The sequence below is a fragment of the Rickettsia endosymbiont of Nabis limbatus genome, from assembly GCF_965196655.1.
Lineage (GTDB): Bacteria > Pseudomonadota > Alphaproteobacteria > Rickettsiales > Rickettsiaceae > Rickettsia.
This window is the reverse complement of record NZ_OZ239771.1, coordinates 1,219,446-1,235,987: the sequence shown is the minus strand read 5'-3', so window position 1 is coordinate 1,235,987 and position 16,542 is coordinate 1,219,446. Positions and strand designations below refer to the sequence as shown.

Genomic DNA, 16,542 nt, shown 5'->3' with positions numbered 1-16,542 from the left:
AATTCTATTTATCTTATGAAACTTTGGCAAGTATTATAATTATCATTGTTAAGTTTGTGGCAAAAACTGATTGAAATAATTTAACGTTTTTTATATTTTTTTGCCTCGTAATAATTAAAACTAAGTAATTTAATGCTGAATCTAGAAGCTAAAACCTTTTTACACATTAAAAATAGATATAAAGAAATAAAAGAATTTGAAGAAAAAGTTGAGTTAGTTAATACTGAAACAGTCAAAATAAAAGATAACAACCCTGTATCTTTACCATGTAGTCAACCACCTATTATCCTAGAACCTGAAGAAGTTAAAGTTACTACCGGTTCCTGATGATATTATAAAAATTTCGATAGAAACAGCGGTTGAAAGGGCACCGTCAAGTTAAGAGAGATGTAAATTAAGTATTGAGCAAATGCATGGAATAATTTATAGAATAGCAGTAACCATTTATCTCTAAATTTCACCATTATGCGTATTACTCAAGCTCCGAAGAGACATCGTTTTCCAGCAAGCATCATTAGCCATGCAGTATGGTTATATCATCGTTTTAATAGTAGCTACCGAGATGTTCAAGAACAGATGGCATATCGAGGTATTATTTTGAGTCATGAGACAGTAAGATTTTGGTGCAATAAATTTGCAGTTTATTTTCAAGATGTTATCAGAAGGAGAGAGCGGAAGCCAACTGATAAATGGCATTTAGATAAAATGAACATTAAGATTAAAGGTGAAGTATTCATACTATGGAGGGCTGTTGACTCTGAGGGACATGAATTAGAAGTATTGCTACAGAAGCGACGCAACAAGAAATCAGCTATTTGCTTTTTATTAAGATTATTGGGCAATTACCCAGCTCCAAGAGTAATTGTTACTGATAAGCTCAAGAGTTACATTAAACCGATTAAGCTTAAGTGTCCTAGGACTAAACATCGAACTAATAAGAGATTAAATAATCGCGTTGAGAATGCACATCAACCAACTAGGCGAAAAGAGAAGATATTGATTAAATTTAAGCATCCTAATGCAGCACAATGTACATTATCACTGATGGGAAAAGTTAGAAATATATTTGCCGTAAATGTTGGAAGGTATACTAAAATGTAGAAGTCAAGATTTGATCTTACAGGCACTATAAAAATTATATCTGAATATCTGATAAATTATGACTGTCAGATGAGTATTCAAGATATAAGATTTCATTGTTCTTTTCAATAGCTAATTTCTTACTATCCTTAAAAGTTTGCATAGGCGTTTTACCATAACAATATTTTCCTGAATGTGGTCGCTCATTATTGAAATGCTCTAACCAAATATCAAGATCTAATTGTAAATCATCAAGATCAGTGTAGATCTTTTTCCGCATAGCTGTATCAAAGAATTCTTGTTTCATAGTTTTATTAAAACGTTCACACATACCATTTGTTTGAGGAGAATATGCTTTAGTAATAGTATGTTCTATACCTTCGATACTTAGAAATAAGGGCATCGTCATATATGGACGCCTGGTTAAAAACAAGTACTAAAAATAAAAAACAGTTAATGATAAATGAAGCAGTCATATATTCGGCATCAAAGTGCCATAATGGTTTCTGCATTCTGCCTAAGATCCTAGAGAGATTCACTCAAGTTAGCGGTATCTAGGTACCATGACGTTAGCTCGGATTTCATCCAGAATGATTATGTATTATCTCTTTAACCCGCCGTTTTATTATTCTACTTTGTTTTTATTTCTTTACCCCTATCTAGTTTAAAAATTATATAGTTTATAATTTATCCTAAATCTTAAGTACTATTATACCAATTGGTAATTTCTGTTCTTTACCAGACAGGCATAAGCGATTCTAGCCAATTTATTAGCTGTAGCTACTGCAATTACATTGAACGATTTCCCTTTTTCTTTTAATCTTTCAATAAATTCTGATAACGCTCCTGATGTCTGATTAGTTTTATAGCTTCTCATCAATAAAGACCTACCAGCCTGTATTAGCATTGTTCTTGCATATCTATCACCTTGCTTGGTTATTCTTCCTAGAATAATCTTACCTCCAGTGCTATTTTGTTTCGGGACAATTCCAAGTGAAGCAGCAAAATCCTTAGCAGAATCGTATGCTTCAACCGGTTTGATGCTTAAAATACTTGCGTTAATTGTACCAATTCCTGGAATAGTTTCTAAAATTTTTGCCTTCTTGGAACTCCGATTCTTTGCTGCTAATTCTTTATCTAAGCTTTGTTCACGAATCATCAATTGTTCAATTTCTTTACAATCCAGCAACATTTGTTCAGCAATAGTGTTGTTAATAAATCCTTCTTCTAGGGCAAAATTTACAAAATTTTGACAAGATTTTGCAAATGTAGATTTTCCGCATGTTACCAAATAGCCAAATTCAAATAATGAAGTCATCAGAGAGTTGCTGTACTGAATCCTTTGTTGTATTATATAGTGAATACAGGATAAGGTTTTTTAAAATCTTATCCTATACTAGCGTTTATAAATTCTTAAATTGAAATTATTTTCTTAATTGACTATATTATTTTTACTTGATGAGAAATAATATGACCAAAGAGAAAAAGCATTATATTTGTTCTAATTGTGGGAACACTAGTCCCAAATGGTCGGGGCAATGCTTTGATTGTGGGGTATGGGGTAGTATTGTTGAAGAGAAAGTAATTTCAAATAAGAATATTGCCAAAATAGGAAGTAAGCAAGATTTTGAAAAATTATCTAATAATGTAACTGACCAGGTACGTATTTCTACGCCAATAGGTGAGTTAGATAGGGTACTAGGTGGTGGGCTTGTGCTTGGTTCTGCAATATTAATAGGTGGCGATCCTGGTATTGGGAAATCCACTTTATTATTACAGCTGGTTGCTGGCAGTTTTGCTTCAAAAATAAAATGTTTATATATAACAGGTGAAGAATCGCTTGATCAGATAAAGCTAAGAGCTTTGAGGTTAGATTTAGTTAATGATAAAACAAATATTTTAGCTGCTAATAATTTAGAAGATATTATAGCAAGCCTTGAGGCTAATAAAGGCAATATCGATTTAGTGGTTATCGACTCTATTCAAACAATTGCAACACGGGAATTATCTTCCCCCCCTGGTACTGTTTCCCAAATTCGTACATGTGCTCATGAGCTTGTTAATTATGCTAAACAAAATAACATAATTATTTTACTTAGCTGTCATGTAACCAAAGATGGGCAGCTAGCTGGTCCTAAATTACTAGAGCATTTAGTTGATACTGTGCTATATTTCGAAGGTGATCATAATAACCATTTCCGTATTTTACGCTCTTATAAAAATCGTTTTGGCGGAGTAGGAGAAATAGGAGTGTTTGAGATGAGCAGTAGCGGGCTTATTGAGGTAACAAACCCATCTGAATTATTTTTGATGAAGCGAGAGCAGAATGTTATAGGTACTGCAATTTTTGCTGGAATTGAAGGTTCAAGACCGCTACTTATGGAAGTGCAGGCTTTAATAGTGCCATCAAATATGGTAACGCCTAGACGCTCTGCTGTCGGCTGGGATGTTAACAGGCTATCAATGATACTTGCAGTATTAAGTAGCAGAATAGGACTAAATCTTGCCAGTTACGAAGTATATTTAAGTATCGCAGGCGGTCTTAAAATAAATGAACCTGCATCAGATTTAGCGGTAGCAGCTAGCCTTATTTCCGCAGCCACAAATAAGCCTCTACCAGAACATAGCGTATTTTTCGGTGAAATAAGCCTATCAGGTGAAATAAGAAAAACTGCCAAAGCAGAAGCACGAATAAAAGAAGCCAAAAAACTTGGTTTTAATAAAATTATTTGTTCTAAATCAGAAAATTTAAGTTACGATTTTATATCTTCAGTAGCTCACTTGAAAGACTTAAAAGAGATAATAAAATGAGTGTAGTTTATAAGGTGGAAAATTTGGAAGATGCACGAGATTTTTTATCTTCTGCACAAGGTGAGTATATATTAACAAACCCAAAAAGCAGTGTAAAATATTATGGTATGTTAGTAGTTGATCATATGCTTAAAACTTTACAAAAAGAATTTCCTGAAAAAGTCATAGATCTTATTGCCGATATTGATGATGACCATGCGGCTTTATTTACTGCAATCAAACTAAATTATAAAAATATAGTATATACTGGTAACTCGGACGAGGCGAAGAAACAGCTGTATCTGTCATCCCGCGAGCTTGTAGCGGGATCTTATAACCTGTAATAAAAGACCCCGTGCAAGCTACGGGGTGACATTAAGTAATAAAAAAACTATGAATATAAAAGATATAGGAGTAATAATTGCCAAAAAACCATTAAAGGAAAATACGTTTATCATTACAGTTTTTACTAAAAATCATGGTTTATACTCAGGTGTGGCAAAAGAATCTTCTAAGAAAAGCAAGTTTATATATCAAGGAGGTAATGTAGTAGATTTTTTATGGCAAGCAAGACTTCATGAGCATATCGGAATTGCCAAATGTGAACTGGTCAAATCTTACACTGGTCATTTTATTATAAACAAAGTTAAGCTGTATGCTTTTAATTCTGTTATATCGTTAATTAAAGAGTTATTTCATGAAAGAGAAGAACATTATAATTTTTTCTCACTGCTAATAAACTATCTGGATAATCTAGCAAAGCATTTTTGTTTTCGTGATTATATTAATTTTGAGCTGGCACTGCTTGCTGAAATGGGTTATGAACTTGATTTCACTAAATGCGGCGTTAGCAATACTACACAAGATTTAGCTTATCTATCACCTAAATCAGGCAGAGCTGTATCATATGATGTAGGAGCACCTTATAAAGAGAAATTATTACCTTTGCCAAAATTTTTGCTATCTGACAATGACAAAATTAACTCAGAAGAAAAAAGGCAAGCTTTAAGTTTAACAAGTTACTTCTTTAATAGATACTTGTTCCATAATCATAGACAGCCTGAGATAAGACAAATGTTTGTAGAATATATACTTGAAAAAGATGCTATTACTGCTTAGGAGTTACTTGCGTGGATCAAAAAACGTTCTCGGTGTCATCCCGTGGCTTGACCACGGGATCCAGAAAAAAGTAAAAAGTACTAATAATTTTAGTATTTTAAGTTGGATCCCGCGATCAAGTCGCGGGATGACAACTGGAAAACCGATCCACGCGGGCAATGCCATCACAGGGTGACAGCAAATAAATTAATGTACTCTACTAGTTGCTGGGCTTTTTTGAAGTGAATCACTAACTACTGCTCCAAAATCCTTTACACTTGTAGCAAGCTTACCATTGGCTATGGCAGAATTTATAACTGCACTAACAGTAACCTTTATTACTTCACATACAGCAAGTACAACTCCCCACGCAGCTTTCAGAACCTTATTTTCACCTATAGAACCGTGTAACTTTTCTTGTGCTCTTTCTGCTTGATCAGTTACAAATTTTTGTAACTTACCAATAGGGGTATTTTTTTCTAAATGTTCAGCTAAATTTTTTATAGGTGACGAGATAATTTCATCAATATTATTTTTAACATTTTCAGTATGATTTTTGAATTCTTCACTAATAATATTGAAATCTTTCATAGCATTTAAAAGAGCTTTATTTGTTGGATCTTTACTTATTGCTTTCTTTAAGCTCTCTATTATTTTATCAAAATTATTATTAACCTCCGTTAATTTTATTCCGATATTGTTAAATTTTATTTCTTCTTTATTTTGTTTTTCGGGTTCTTGTCCCCCTATAGTAATTTCTTTTGCCATTTTTTTACTCCAAAATTATTTACTTAAAGATAATTAAGATTTCAGAAATGTCAATAATACTCTTTATAAACTTTTTGACTTTAATAACAAAATATTTGTACTAAGTAGCGGGGCAAATACATTTTTGACTTCATTTAATCTCTTAGGGTTTAATTCCCCGAAGGTCTGCTTCGTGATATACTAGATGCATGGAAGAAAGCAGTTATGGTAAATTAAGTTGAAGTTTGCGTATTAAAGAATTGAATTAAAGCATTATATAATTGATCAAATTGAGTAATTGTAGCTTTAATCCATCGCTTCATATTGGCCCAAAATTTCTCTATTGGATTTAGATCAGGGGAGTAAGGTGGTAAGAATATTATCCTACAACCTACTGATTCTATTAGTTCTTTGGTCCTTTGAGACTTATGGAAAGCAGCGTTATCCATCACTACAACTTGTCCAGGTTTTAGCTCTTTTATTAAAAATTCTCCAACCCAACTTTCAAATAATTGTCTATTACATGTTCCATTAAATATCATCGGTGCTATACACTCTTTATTAACATAACCAGCTATGATATTTGTTCTGTTGTAATATTTACCGCTTTTTTTACCAATAAGTTTTTCGCTTTTTTTGCCCCATCCTCTATCTTTGCAGATATTTATCTCAATACCACTTTCATCAATATATACAAGATGTTCTATTGGTGTATCTTTTATGACCTCTTGGTACTTATCTCGCTTTTCTTGACTTGCTTCCAAGTAGGAAAAGTCTTTTTTTTATAGCTAAAACCTAGTTGCTTTAACCAATAATACGCACCCACAGAACTCATATTAAAATACGTACCCATTTCTAATAATGTGAAATTAGGATTAGAACTCACGTACAACTCAACATCTTGACTTGTTACCCGTCCTTTTTTGCCTCCTATTCTTCTTGCTAAATAATGTCCTTCGGACTTATATCTCTTATACCAATTCCTTACTGTGTTTGCTGCTATTTCAAATCTTATCGCAGTGCTATTGCAGCTATTACCTCTTTCTACATATCCTATAACTCTTTTTCTAAAATCTTGACTATATGATCTTGGCATTTTCCTTTATATATATCATCCCTATACTCAAACCTCAACTTAATTTACTATATATACATAAAAGTGATAATGTCACAGTACTAATATATCATTTAGTAACACCGGCAAAGTATAGAAGAGTAATATTCAAAGAGGAACTAGACGATTATTTATGTAAAATTTGTGAGGACATAGAAGCTCGTTATGAAATTAGATTTTTGGAAATAGGAGTAGATAAAGAACATGTACATTTTTTACTACAGTCAATACTAATGTATAGCCCAACAAAAATAACTCAAATCATAAAAAGTATTACATCTAAGGAAATGTTTAAGAAATATCCAAATCTTAAAGAAAAATTATGGGGAAGTGAGTTTTGGAGTAAAGGATATTTTATGAGCACAGTATGTAAACATGGTGATGAGCGGAAATTACGTAATTATGTAAAAAATCAAGGTTCAGGCAAACCTTCTTATAAAGCATTTCAACAAAAACAGTTAAAACTTTTTGGATAGATACCTCGTAGCTCTGCTGCGAGGAGTATCATTAGAACAGATTACTGTCAATTTTTAACAATTAGCCAAAAGAATTATAGTTTAACCTACTACGCTGAACATGCCAAGAAATGTAGCCATGATGTTATTAATAGATTTTTAGAAAATGAAAAATATACTCCTTCTTTGTTATGGGAACACATTAAGAATGATGTTATCTTTTCATCTAACGGATATACAATATTTGATGATACGGTGTTAAACAAAAGGAACACAAAGAAAATAGAGGTTGCTAGATCGCAGTATAGTGGAGCTACAGGTGGAGTTACTACCGGTATAGGAGTAGTGAGTCTTGTATATTATAACCCCGATATTGATAAGTTTTGGGTAATAGATTATCACATTTTTTCACCTGATCATGATGGAGCGACGAAACTAGATCACCTACTAAAGATGTTCAATAATGCTGTTTATAGTAAAAAGATTCCTTTTCAAACTGTACTTTTTGACACATGGTATGCTACACACAAAATTATGCAACATGTTGACTCCTTGGGCAAATATTATTATGCCCCTATTAAAGCCAATAGAAATGTTAGTAAAACGTGTGATTACGAGCCTTATAAAGCTGTTAGCAAGTTGACGTTTTCAGATGAAGAAATTAAGAATGGAATGGAGATTCATATAAAAGGATTTGCCAAAAATAAGCATGTTAATTTGTTTAAATTTACTGTTTCTACCAACAGAGTTGATTATGTTGTTACCAATAACAAAACTCAAAAATCTTCTAAAGCTGCACAAGATGAGTTTGGCTTGCGATGGGTAATTGAGAGCATGCATAGAGAAATTAAGCAACTGACTGGTATAGAACGTTGCCAATGCAGAAAACAGCGTATCCAACGTAATCACATTAGTTGTGCATTTCTAGTTTGGGCTTTTCTCAAAAGAACTGCAAATAAAATAGGTAAAACGGTCTACCAAATAAAGTTAGGGCTTTTAGATGACTATATGCAACAACAGCTTCGTTCTCCATCTTTACGATATTTAGAACCAAACATAGCGTAAGTTTTGCAAAATTTAAATTGGCATTTTCTACAAATTTATATAATTCAGGAATAGAATAAGTTTTATCTTGTTTATGCAAAAACGTGTCATAAACTTCAGCTTCACTCAAATTTTTATAATTTGGAAATAACTCCCAACCTCTTTTATGCCAATTAGTAGCAGGCAAATTACCTAAAATTAGTTTTCCGTTTATTACCTCTTCAGCACGGCTTCTAGCCTCTTTATTCACCATTTTCATTAAATCTTGAATCTGATAAACACCGGTACGACCATATTTTGCGTATACCATCAAGCCCATACCACCTTCTGGCTTTAAAGAATCCTTTAAATTTTTTAATCCTATATCGGGATTTGCTAAATGATTAAGTGCATCAGTACAATTTATATAATCAAATTTTCCAAGCTCTAAATTAGGTATATTTAATATATGTCATTGTCAAATAAAAAGGGACCAGTAAATTGCACGAAAAAGGGACCACTATATGTAAAAATTTTTATGTCAAATGACCTCCAAATTTATAGTTATTAATACGATAACTTTTACCTGTGATGTTTAGTATATGTGCATGATGTACTACTCGATCAATAATTGCATGAGTTAATAACTCATCAGCAAATATTTCATTCCATCTTTCAAAATCCTTGTTTGTGGTAATAATGGTAGATTTATTTTCATATCGTTTAGCAATAATATTAAAAAAATCATCTACTGAATGTTTTGGTAATTGCTTAAAACCTAACTCATCAAGAATTAATAAGTCAAATGATAAGAGTAATTTAACTTTTTTGTGATAGCTATTATCTGCTCTTGCAATATGTAAATTATAAAGCATATCCGATACCGTAGTAAAATATACAGAGTATTCTCGTGTTAAAGCTTTTAATGCTAATCCAATAGCAAGATGAGTTTTGCCAGTTCCAGAATTACCTATGAATATGACATTGCCCTTAGTATTAATATAATCACAAGTAGATAAATCACTTATTACTTTGGCATCAATACTTGGTTGGAACTGAAAATCAAAGTCTTCTAAATTTTTAGTGACTGGTAATTTAGCAGCACTTTTACGACGACGGTAATTATTATCCTTACGGTGAGATTTTTCATCTTCACATAATAGTGAGAGAAATTCTTTAAATCCTAGTTTATTATTTTGAGCATAAATAATCCTTTCATTTAAGCTATTGACTATACCTGATAATCTAAAACTACGTAGGTCATTAAGCAAGTTCTGCATTCTGACCTCCAAACTCTGGCAATGGTAAGTTTACTGCATTACTATTTAAGATATTTTTAATTTTAGAGTAAGAACTTATACCGTAATGTAATGCTCTATGACAAGCTTTATCTATTAACTCATCATTGTAAACCTTACGTAAAGAAATAATACCTCTAGCACAACGTTGCCAATCATTTACTCGTGTTTGTTGTAATAACTCTAATAATAAACTGCAATTATTTCCTATCTGCTGCATTTGTTGTTGATAATGTTCACTATATTCTATAAAACCTGGGCATAGACGTTTATATTTGGCATAATGAGACGGATTAGTGGTAAATATTCCTTTGCCATCTGTTCTAACGTGCCTTGCTATTAAATCATTTTGGATAGAAAATATTTGAACAAGTTTTGGTGATAATTGTACCAGTACCTCACTGTATATATATTTTGCCGGTACGGAATAATAATTATTATCTATGGTGATATGACAATCTTTTGCTACTTTTCGATTATGCCACGATGACAAATCAAACGTTTCTAATGGTAAAGGCATTAAATTATTACTTTCTTCTTGCTCAAATAGTTCCTGAGGAATTTTTTTAGTAGTACCATGTATTCGGTTATTTGCTTTATTTAACCAGTTAGCAAGATCATGTGTTAATTCTTCATATCTATGAAATTTACGTCCAGCAAAAAAATTATTTTTGACATACTTTATTCCTGATTCTACTTTGCCTTTTTCTTGAGGTTGATATACACGACAAGGAGAAAGTAAAATTCCATAATGATCAGCTAAACGTTTGTATTCCTTCTGATATACGGGCTCATAGAAATTGCTATCTACCACTCCAGCTTTAAGATTATCAAGTTTTATTACTTTTGGACTGCCAGCAAAATAATTAAATGCATTGATATGACATTGTATCCATGTTTGACAACTTTGATCAAACACTACTTCATAATAATCAAGGCGACTATAACTTAAACGCATATTAAATACATATGCTTTAACTCTACGCCCCTTAGAATTATACTGTAAGCCTATGTCACCAAAATCTACTTGTGCTTCCTCTCCTGCTAAAGTATGAAAACGAATGCAACTGTTATTTTGTATCTTATATTTTTTGATATAACGGGTTAGCGAACCATAACTTTTTGTATAACCTTGAATTTTTAACTCTTCAAAAATTCTTATGTAACTTAGATTCTTTTCTAATAACTCAATTATTTGTTCGTGCCAAGAATCCAGTGCTGAAGATCGTTCATAGGGTGCAGGAGATTCTGTACCAGACTCTACATAACGGTTTACTATTTTTCTTACTGTTTTACGGTCTATTCTCGTTAGTTTGGCAATATTTCTTTGACTATTGCCTTGCTTATAAAGGGTGATAATTGTTGTGTACATATTTATTCTTATCATTGTATCACTAGATATTTATTTTAATTAATTATCTAGTGAATATTGCACATTATAACCTTATTAGGTTACACCAAATTCTCTGGTCCCTTTTTCGTGCAATTTACTGGTCCCTTTTACTTTAGCAATGACAATATAGAGTCATTAACCCATTTGATACTTTTAAGACCACGTATTTCAGCACGTTTTTGTACTACTTCCATACTAGATCTGTTTAAATCCAAATATATTATCTCAGCATTTTTATTTTTCAGCTGATCTGCAAGATAAATAGCCGAATCACCTGCATTACCACCCACTATTAGACATCTAAAACCATTATCAAAATTTTCTTTACCTTTATATAAAAAATGATTTAACTCTCCTAGAAACTCACCGCAAACAGTAAGCAAACGTTCTTTTTCTTGATTTGAATCTCTAAATGGATGGGGATAATTTTGATGATGCTCTTCGACTTTGGCTAAATTTTTTGAAATTTTTGTAGAAGCATCTTTTATTTTTTTAAAATTGCTTATAAACATCATTTTTAAGTTATTATTACATCTTTTATAATTAACTGAATAGTATAATTATTTTGCCAATTATTTGTCTTTAATGTTCCTAATACTGAAATATTATGTGCTTTAGGACTAAGTAATACCTCTTCAAATGAAGTACCTAACGAATTAAAAGCAATAGCTTGTAATGCTTTACTACTAGAACTTTTCTTATTCGGAGCAAACAAGCATCTGATATGCTTACTTCCTACTATATCCGCTTTTAATACAAATAAATTATCAAATTTAAATATAGGTTCATAATTACCCTGACCAAAAGGTTCTAAAGCACTTAATTCTTCCATTAAAGGTAAATGGACGCTACTAAGACTTAAGTCAAGATCATATTCTGCTTGCTTATAGTTTTCTAATTTATTTAGACTAATTCTAAAAGCGTTATTTAAAAATTCTTGTAATTCTTGTATTTTTTCGGCAGCTACTGTAAAACCTGCTGCCATGGCGTGCCCTCCGCCTGCAACTAGTAAATCTTTGACCTTAGCATTGATAATCTCAGCACCAAAATCAATACCTAAAATAGAACGACATGATGCTTTACCGATTCCGTCATTTAAGGCTATAACTGCTACCGGCTTATCAAACTTCTCTTTAAGTCTCCCTGCAACAATACCTATAACACCAGGATGCCACCCTTCTTTAACAATAAATAATAAACTATCATCTTGCTGCGTCTTAGCCATTTCCATTGCTTCTTCTATCATCAACATTTCAATGACCTTACGCTCATTATTATGCTTCTCAAGCTCTTCAGCTAATTTAAAAGCTTCATTAGAGCAATCGGTAGATAATAGATTAGCACCTAAACTTGATTTTCCCACCCTACCGCCAGCATTAATACGCGGACCTAAAATAAAACCTAAATGATAATACTTTGGGACTTCATTAAGCCCTGCCATATCATATAATGTTTTAATACCGATATTTTGCCTTTGATGCATTATTTTTAAACCGCTCGATACAAAAGCACGATTTAATCCAATAAGCTTTACCATATCGCACACAGTACCAAGAGCCACTAAATCCAAATACTTCATCAAATTAGGCGGAAGAATCTTTTCAAAATAATTCTGCTTCTTTAAATCTGATAATATCCCAGTTGCAAATAAAAAAGCAACCCCTACAGCTGCAAGATGTTTACATTCACTTGTCTCATCAACACGATTCGGATTTACTATAGCTACCGCTTCAGGTAATATTTCAGTAGCTATATGATGATCAATAACGATTACGTCAAGCCCTGCATCCTTTGCATATTTTAAAGCTTCATGAGCCATCGCACCGCAATCAACTGTTATTAATAATTCAGTGCCATTATCTTTAATTTTTTGCATAGCAGAAGGAGTAGGACCATACCCCTCAGCTATACGATCAGGGACATAAATATCACAAATAATATTTAAATCTTTGAAAACATTTTTAAGTAATGCTGACGAAGTAGCACCATCAACATCATAATCAGCAAATATACATATTTTTTGCTTACTTAAGATAGCTTTAATAGCTCTATCCACTGCCTTTTGCATATCAAGTAAATGGAAAGGATCAGGAAGCAAGTTTTTGATTTTTGGCATTAAAAAATCTTCTGCTTTAGCTATATCATCAATCCTTAAAGATATCATTCTAGCAAGCAAATCACTGATTTTAAAACTACGGCATAATTTTACAACTATCTCCTCGTTAACGCTTCTCCGCTGCCATATTTTACCATTTATAGATGCTTGCGATTTCATTAATTACCTAAATTGTTTAAACATTTTCATATGATGCATTTTTAGGTAATTACACAACAAAAATCATCATTTTTACCCATACAATCAAACGTGCCACAATCACTTTCCTTTTCTGAATCTAAAATTTTTGTTTGACTATTATTATCACTATCCTTGCTCTCTTTTAATGAATCTGTATTAGTAGAGATACTAATTATTTCTAAATCTATATTATTGTGGTTGTCTTTTTTCTCTTCTATTTCATTTAACAGAATTGATTCACTACTATCTAAACTATTATTAGAATGAGTTTTTTCTATTTTTACCTTTCCAATTGACACGTTAGACATTCTACCTTGACAATCATATGTATATATTGTTATATTATCTTTATCCATACTTTACCTTTTGTAGATTTGATTTGTTCCATTTTTACATACTTTTAGAACTAAAATTTTGACTCATTCCAGCTAAAATTAAATAGCTTTCTTCTTCTATGTCTAAATAATACGATTTATTTATATTTGGATAATTATCTACTTACTATAAGCTTTGACATTTACTTTACCGTCTTCATCTATAAATCCAGCATTTTTGCAGCTTGTTTTTTCTTCTATAATTTGAACAAACTACTGATAACTGTTTTATCGTACTATTATCTAATTCAAAGCCAAGCTTTTCAGCTTTAAATTTTAGTTTTGCAATTTACTCTTTGCTTATCTTATTCTGAGAGTCTTCCAATATTTTACGTTTCCCCATATGAAACCCCTATATATCTGAAAGTTTTTTAGCCTCATCATTTGCAATTAAAGCCTCGATAAATTCGTCTAACTGTCCGTTAATTACTTCATCTATTTTATAAAGAGTAAGATTTATTCGATGATCCGATACACGTCCTTGTGGGAAATTATAAGTACGTATACGCTCCGAACGATCCCCAGATCCTATTTGCTCACGTCTATTATCTGCTCTTTCTTGATCTTTTTTCCTACGTTCTTCTTCATATATTCTAGCACGTAAGATCTTTAATGCTTTAGCTTTATTTTTATGTTGGGATTTTTCATCTTGCAGTGCTACAGTAATACCGGTAGGTATATGTGTTATTCGAACAGCAGAATCAGTTGTATTAACGTGCTGTCCTCCTGCTCCTGAAGCTCTATAAGTATCAATTCTTAAATCTTTTTCCTCAAGCTTAATATCAACATCTTCTACTTCAGGAAGTACAGCAACAGTAGCAGCCGAAGTATGAATACGCCCCTGTGATTCAGTTTCCGGAACACGTTGTACTCTATGGACTCCTGATTCAAATTTAAGCTTAGAGAATACATCTTTACCTCTTATAGATGCCGAACCCTCTTTATATCCACCTATGCCTGTCTCATCAATAGATAATATTTCAAAACGCCACCCTTTTAACTCTGCATATCTCTGATACATATTAAACAGCTTAGCCGCAAAAAGCGCTGCCTCTTCACCACCTGTTCCTGCTCTAATTTCAATAATAGCACTTTTACTATCCGCTTCATCTTTTGGCAATAATGCTATTTTTACCGAGCGCTCAAGACCTGGTAATGAATCTTCAAGATTGTGTATTTCTTCCTCAATCATTTCTAGAGTTGCTTTATCTAAACTAGGATCTTGCTTAAAATTATTAGCCTCTTCAAGTTCAGCTTTAGCTTTATTATACTCTCTAATTTTTTGAACAATATCTTCAAGGTCAGCATATTCCTTGGAAGCTTTAACAAATTCTTCCCCTCCTATTCCTGAAGATAGTTTTTCACTTAAATCCTCATACTTACTTAAAATTTTTGTCAGATTATCCGAAAAACTTGAAATATTCATATTATTTAATTTGTGATTTATTGTGAGATTGCTTATTATTTAATAAAGCATAGGTAGACGAAGATCAACTTCAAAAAGAGCAAAGAGTCCATAAGACGAGGAGCGGAGCGTACGCTTGGTACGTGAGCTACCTGCGTGCTTATAGGACGACGTAGCCAATTTTTGAAGTTTATCGAGTATACAACAACATTAGAGCAGGGCTTTCTATAAACCTCTTAAACGCAGCTAAGAATTCTGCTCCAACTGCTCCATCTACTACTCTGTGGTCAGCAGAAAGAGTTACGTCCATAATTGTTGCTATACTTATTTGATCATTTTTGACTAAAGCACGTTTTGAGCTACTGCCAACACCCATTATACAACTTTGTGGCGGGTTAATTATAGCATTGAAATTTTTAATACCATACATACCAAGATTTGAAATAGTAAACCCTCCGCCTTGGAATTCTTCAGGAGTTAATTTATTTTCTCTAGCTTTCTTGATTAGCCCTTTCATTTCACTAGATAGCTCTATAATATTTTTCTGGTTAGCATTTCTAATTATCGGAGTAACAAGTCCATTTTCAATTGCTACCGCTACTGAAATATCAACATTATTGTAATATCTAATAGCATCATCCCCCCACGATGCATTAGCACTCGGCACTTCCTGCAAAGCCTTAGCAACAGCTAGGATAATAAAGTCATTAACTGATATTTTTGCGGATTTATCATCACCAAAAGACCTATTAATATCTTCTCTTATATCTATTAACTTATCAACGTTACATTCTATTGATAAATAAAAATGTGGAACTGTTTGTTTTGACTCAAGAAGACGCTTAGCTATAATTTTACGTATATTATTATTAGGCACTAAACGATATTCTTCAGGATTTCTACTGACTATTTTATTGCTTAAGGCTTTTGATCCACCTTTATACGATAACATATCTTGTTTGATTATTCTGCCATGCGGTCCACTACCTTTGATATCTTCAAGTCTTACATTTTGAATTTTTGCGAGTCTCTTAGCTAACGGCGAAGCAAACACCTTGAGATTGTTTTGATCTAAAGCGATCGGTACATTTTCTTCTTTAACAGTTTGAGAAGTTGTAGTTTCAACAGATTTTGATATTTCTTCTTTTTTAGATGAGTTAATGCTATTTTTCGCTATAAATTCTTTAATTCCGGATAATTCTTCTCCCTCTTCGGTTAATACTGCAATTAACGAATTCACAGGGACGTTTTGGCTACCTTGAGGAATGATTATTTTAGCAAGAGTGCCTTCATCTACCGCCTCCACCTCCATAGTTGCTTTATCAGTTTCGATTTCAGCGATTACTTCCCCGGGATTGATTTTATCCCCTTCTTTTTTTAACCACCTTGCTAAATTCCCTTCCGTCATAGTTGGAGATAAAGCAGGCATTAAAAGTTTGATTGGCATAATTTATTATAGTTTGATTTTT

17 protein-coding genes and 3 pseudogenes are annotated in these 16,542 nt (G+C 32.4%); 7 read left to right on the top strand and 13 right to left on the bottom strand.

Annotated features, from left to right (window positions below; genetic code table 11):
• Positions 1 to 132 precede the first annotated feature (132 nt).
• Both ACOAL3_RS07165 and ACOAL3_RS07160 read left to right on the top strand, forming a co-directional pair.
• On the top strand, positions 133 to 327 hold the full coding sequence (locus tag ACOAL3_RS07165) for a hypothetical protein (RefSeq protein WP_395477239.1): 195 nt from the start codon (positions 133 to 135) through the stop codon (positions 325 to 327).
• 138 nt (positions 328 to 465) lie between these two features.
• Positions 466 to 1,101: an IS6 family transposase gene (locus tag ACOAL3_RS07160; protein WP_419234691.1), complete on the top strand. Its 636-nt coding sequence runs from the start codon at positions 466 to 468 to the stop codon at positions 1,099 to 1,101.
• Between the two features lie 34 nt (positions 1,102 to 1,135).
• On the opposite strand, the pseudogene ACOAL3_RS07155 reads toward ACOAL3_RS07160, so the two are convergent.
• Both ACOAL3_RS07155 and ACOAL3_RS07150 read right to left on the bottom strand, forming a co-directional pair.
• Positions 1,136 to 1,477 (bottom strand): annotated as a pseudogene (locus ACOAL3_RS07155) (integrase core domain-containing protein); the annotation flags it as partial.
• Positions 1,478 to 1,789: 312 nt separating this feature from the next.
• On the bottom strand, positions 1,790 to 2,398 hold the full coding sequence (locus tag ACOAL3_RS07150) for a transposase (RefSeq protein ID WP_419234690.1): 609 nt from the start codon (positions 2,396 to 2,398) through the stop codon (positions 1,790 to 1,792).
• A 152-nt stretch (positions 2,399 to 2,550) separates the two neighbouring features.
• On the opposite strand from ACOAL3_RS07150, the gene radA reads away from it, so the two are divergent.
• From radA to recO, 3 genes are read left to right on the top strand one after another with little or no spacing between them, the layout of a single operon-like run.
• Complete coding sequence (radA, locus tag ACOAL3_RS07145; RefSeq protein WP_419234689.1) at positions 2,551 to 3,891, top strand: DNA repair protein RadA; 1,341 nt, start codon at positions 2,551 to 2,553, stop codon at positions 3,889 to 3,891.
• Positions 3,888 to 4,214, top strand: coding sequence for a hypothetical protein (locus ACOAL3_RS07140; protein ID WP_395477216.1), 327 nt, complete (start codon positions 3,888 to 3,890; stop codon positions 4,212 to 4,214). The genes radA and ACOAL3_RS07140 overlap by 4 nt, the downstream gene beginning before the upstream one ends.
• Positions 4,215 to 4,263: 49 nt before the next feature.
• The gene (gene recO, locus ACOAL3_RS07135; RefSeq protein WP_419234688.1) at positions 4,264 to 4,989 is read left to right on the top strand and encodes a DNA repair protein RecO; all 726 of its coding nucleotides are present in this window, start codon (positions 4,264 to 4,266) and stop codon (positions 4,987 to 4,989) included.
• A 186-nt stretch (positions 4,990 to 5,175) separates the two neighbouring features.
• Here the strand turns inward: recO and ACOAL3_RS07130 are convergent, their stop codons facing one another.
• The 3 genes from ACOAL3_RS07130 to ACOAL3_RS07120 all read right to left on the bottom strand — a co-directional run bounded on the left by ACOAL3_RS07130 (position 5,176) and on the right by ACOAL3_RS07120 (position 6,811).
• Complete coding sequence (locus tag ACOAL3_RS07130) at positions 5,176 to 5,736, bottom strand: hypothetical protein (protein ID WP_419234687.1); 561 nt, start codon at positions 5,734 to 5,736, stop codon at positions 5,176 to 5,178.
• Between the two features lie 212 nt (positions 5,737 to 5,948).
• A complete protein-coding gene (locus ACOAL3_RS07125) occupies positions 5,949 to 6,479 on the bottom strand; it encodes an IS630 family transposase (RefSeq protein ID WP_395476342.1) in 531 nt (176 codons plus the stop codon).
• Positions 6,434 to 6,811 carry an IS630 transposase-related protein gene (locus ACOAL3_RS07120; protein ID WP_395476240.1) on the bottom strand — a complete coding sequence of 126 codons (378 nt, stop codon included), beginning with the start codon at positions 6,809 to 6,811 and terminating at the stop codon, positions 6,434 to 6,436. Before ACOAL3_RS07120 ends, ACOAL3_RS07125 begins: the two co-directional genes overlap by 46 nt.
• Positions 6,812 to 6,834: 23 nt before the next feature.
• Between ACOAL3_RS07120 and tnpA the strand changes: the two genes are divergently transcribed.
• Together tnpA and ACOAL3_RS07110 are read left to right on the top strand one after the other, a co-directional pair.
• Positions 6,835 to 7,305, top strand: coding sequence for an IS200/IS605 family transposase (tnpA, locus tag ACOAL3_RS07115; protein WP_419235623.1), 471 nt, complete (start codon positions 6,835 to 6,837; stop codon positions 7,303 to 7,305).
• Positions 7,306 to 8,349: an IS701 family transposase gene (locus ACOAL3_RS07110; protein WP_473198148.1), complete on the top strand. Its 1,044-nt coding sequence runs from the start codon at positions 7,306 to 7,308 to the stop codon at positions 8,347 to 8,349. It abuts the gene before it with no gap.
• Here the strand turns inward: ACOAL3_RS07110 and ACOAL3_RS07105 are convergent.
• The 8 genes and pseudogenes from ACOAL3_RS07105 to ACOAL3_RS07070 form a co-directional block, all read right to left on the bottom strand.
• Positions 8,309 to 8,776: pseudogene (locus tag ACOAL3_RS07105) on the bottom strand (class I SAM-dependent methyltransferase); the annotation flags it as partial. The gene ACOAL3_RS07110 and the pseudogene ACOAL3_RS07105 overlap by 41 nt on opposite strands.
• Before the next feature lie 67 nt (positions 8,777 to 8,843).
• The gene (gene istB / locus ACOAL3_RS07100; protein WP_419234522.1) at positions 8,844 to 9,587 is read right to left on the bottom strand and encodes an IS21-like element helper ATPase IstB; all 744 of its coding nucleotides are present in this window, start codon (positions 9,585 to 9,587) and stop codon (positions 8,844 to 8,846) included.
• The gene (gene istA / locus ACOAL3_RS07095; RefSeq protein WP_419234561.1) at positions 9,571 to 10,977 is read right to left on the bottom strand and encodes an IS21 family transposase; all 1,407 of its coding nucleotides are present in this window, start codon (positions 10,975 to 10,977) and stop codon (positions 9,571 to 9,573) included. The genes istB and istA overlap by 17 nt, the downstream gene beginning before the upstream one ends.
• Positions 10,978 to 11,114: 137 nt before the next feature.
• Positions 11,115 to 11,510, bottom strand: a pseudogene (locus ACOAL3_RS07090) (class I SAM-dependent methyltransferase); the annotation flags it as partial.
• A gap of 5 nt (positions 11,511 to 11,515) precedes the next feature.
• The gene (gene recJ, locus ACOAL3_RS07085) at positions 11,516 to 13,273 is read right to left on the bottom strand and encodes a single-stranded-DNA-specific exonuclease RecJ (protein WP_395477214.1); all 1,758 of its coding nucleotides are present in this window, start codon (positions 13,271 to 13,273) and stop codon (positions 11,516 to 11,518) included.
• 41 nt (positions 13,274 to 13,314) lie between these two features.
• Complete coding sequence (locus ACOAL3_RS07080) at positions 13,315 to 13,650, bottom strand: hypothetical protein (protein ID WP_419234686.1); 336 nt, start codon at positions 13,648 to 13,650, stop codon at positions 13,315 to 13,317.
• A 370-nt stretch (positions 13,651 to 14,020) separates the two neighbouring features.
• Positions 14,021 to 15,094, bottom strand: a complete 1,074-nt coding sequence (prfA, locus tag ACOAL3_RS07075; protein ID WP_419234685.1) for a peptide chain release factor 1 — start codon at positions 15,092 to 15,094, stop codon at positions 14,021 to 14,023.
• Positions 15,095 to 15,263: 169 nt separating this feature from the next.
• A complete protein-coding gene (locus ACOAL3_RS07070; protein WP_419234684.1) occupies positions 15,264 to 16,520 on the bottom strand; it encodes a pyruvate dehydrogenase complex dihydrolipoamide acetyltransferase in 1,257 nt (418 codons plus the stop codon).
• Positions 16,521 to 16,542 lie beyond the last annotated feature (22 nt).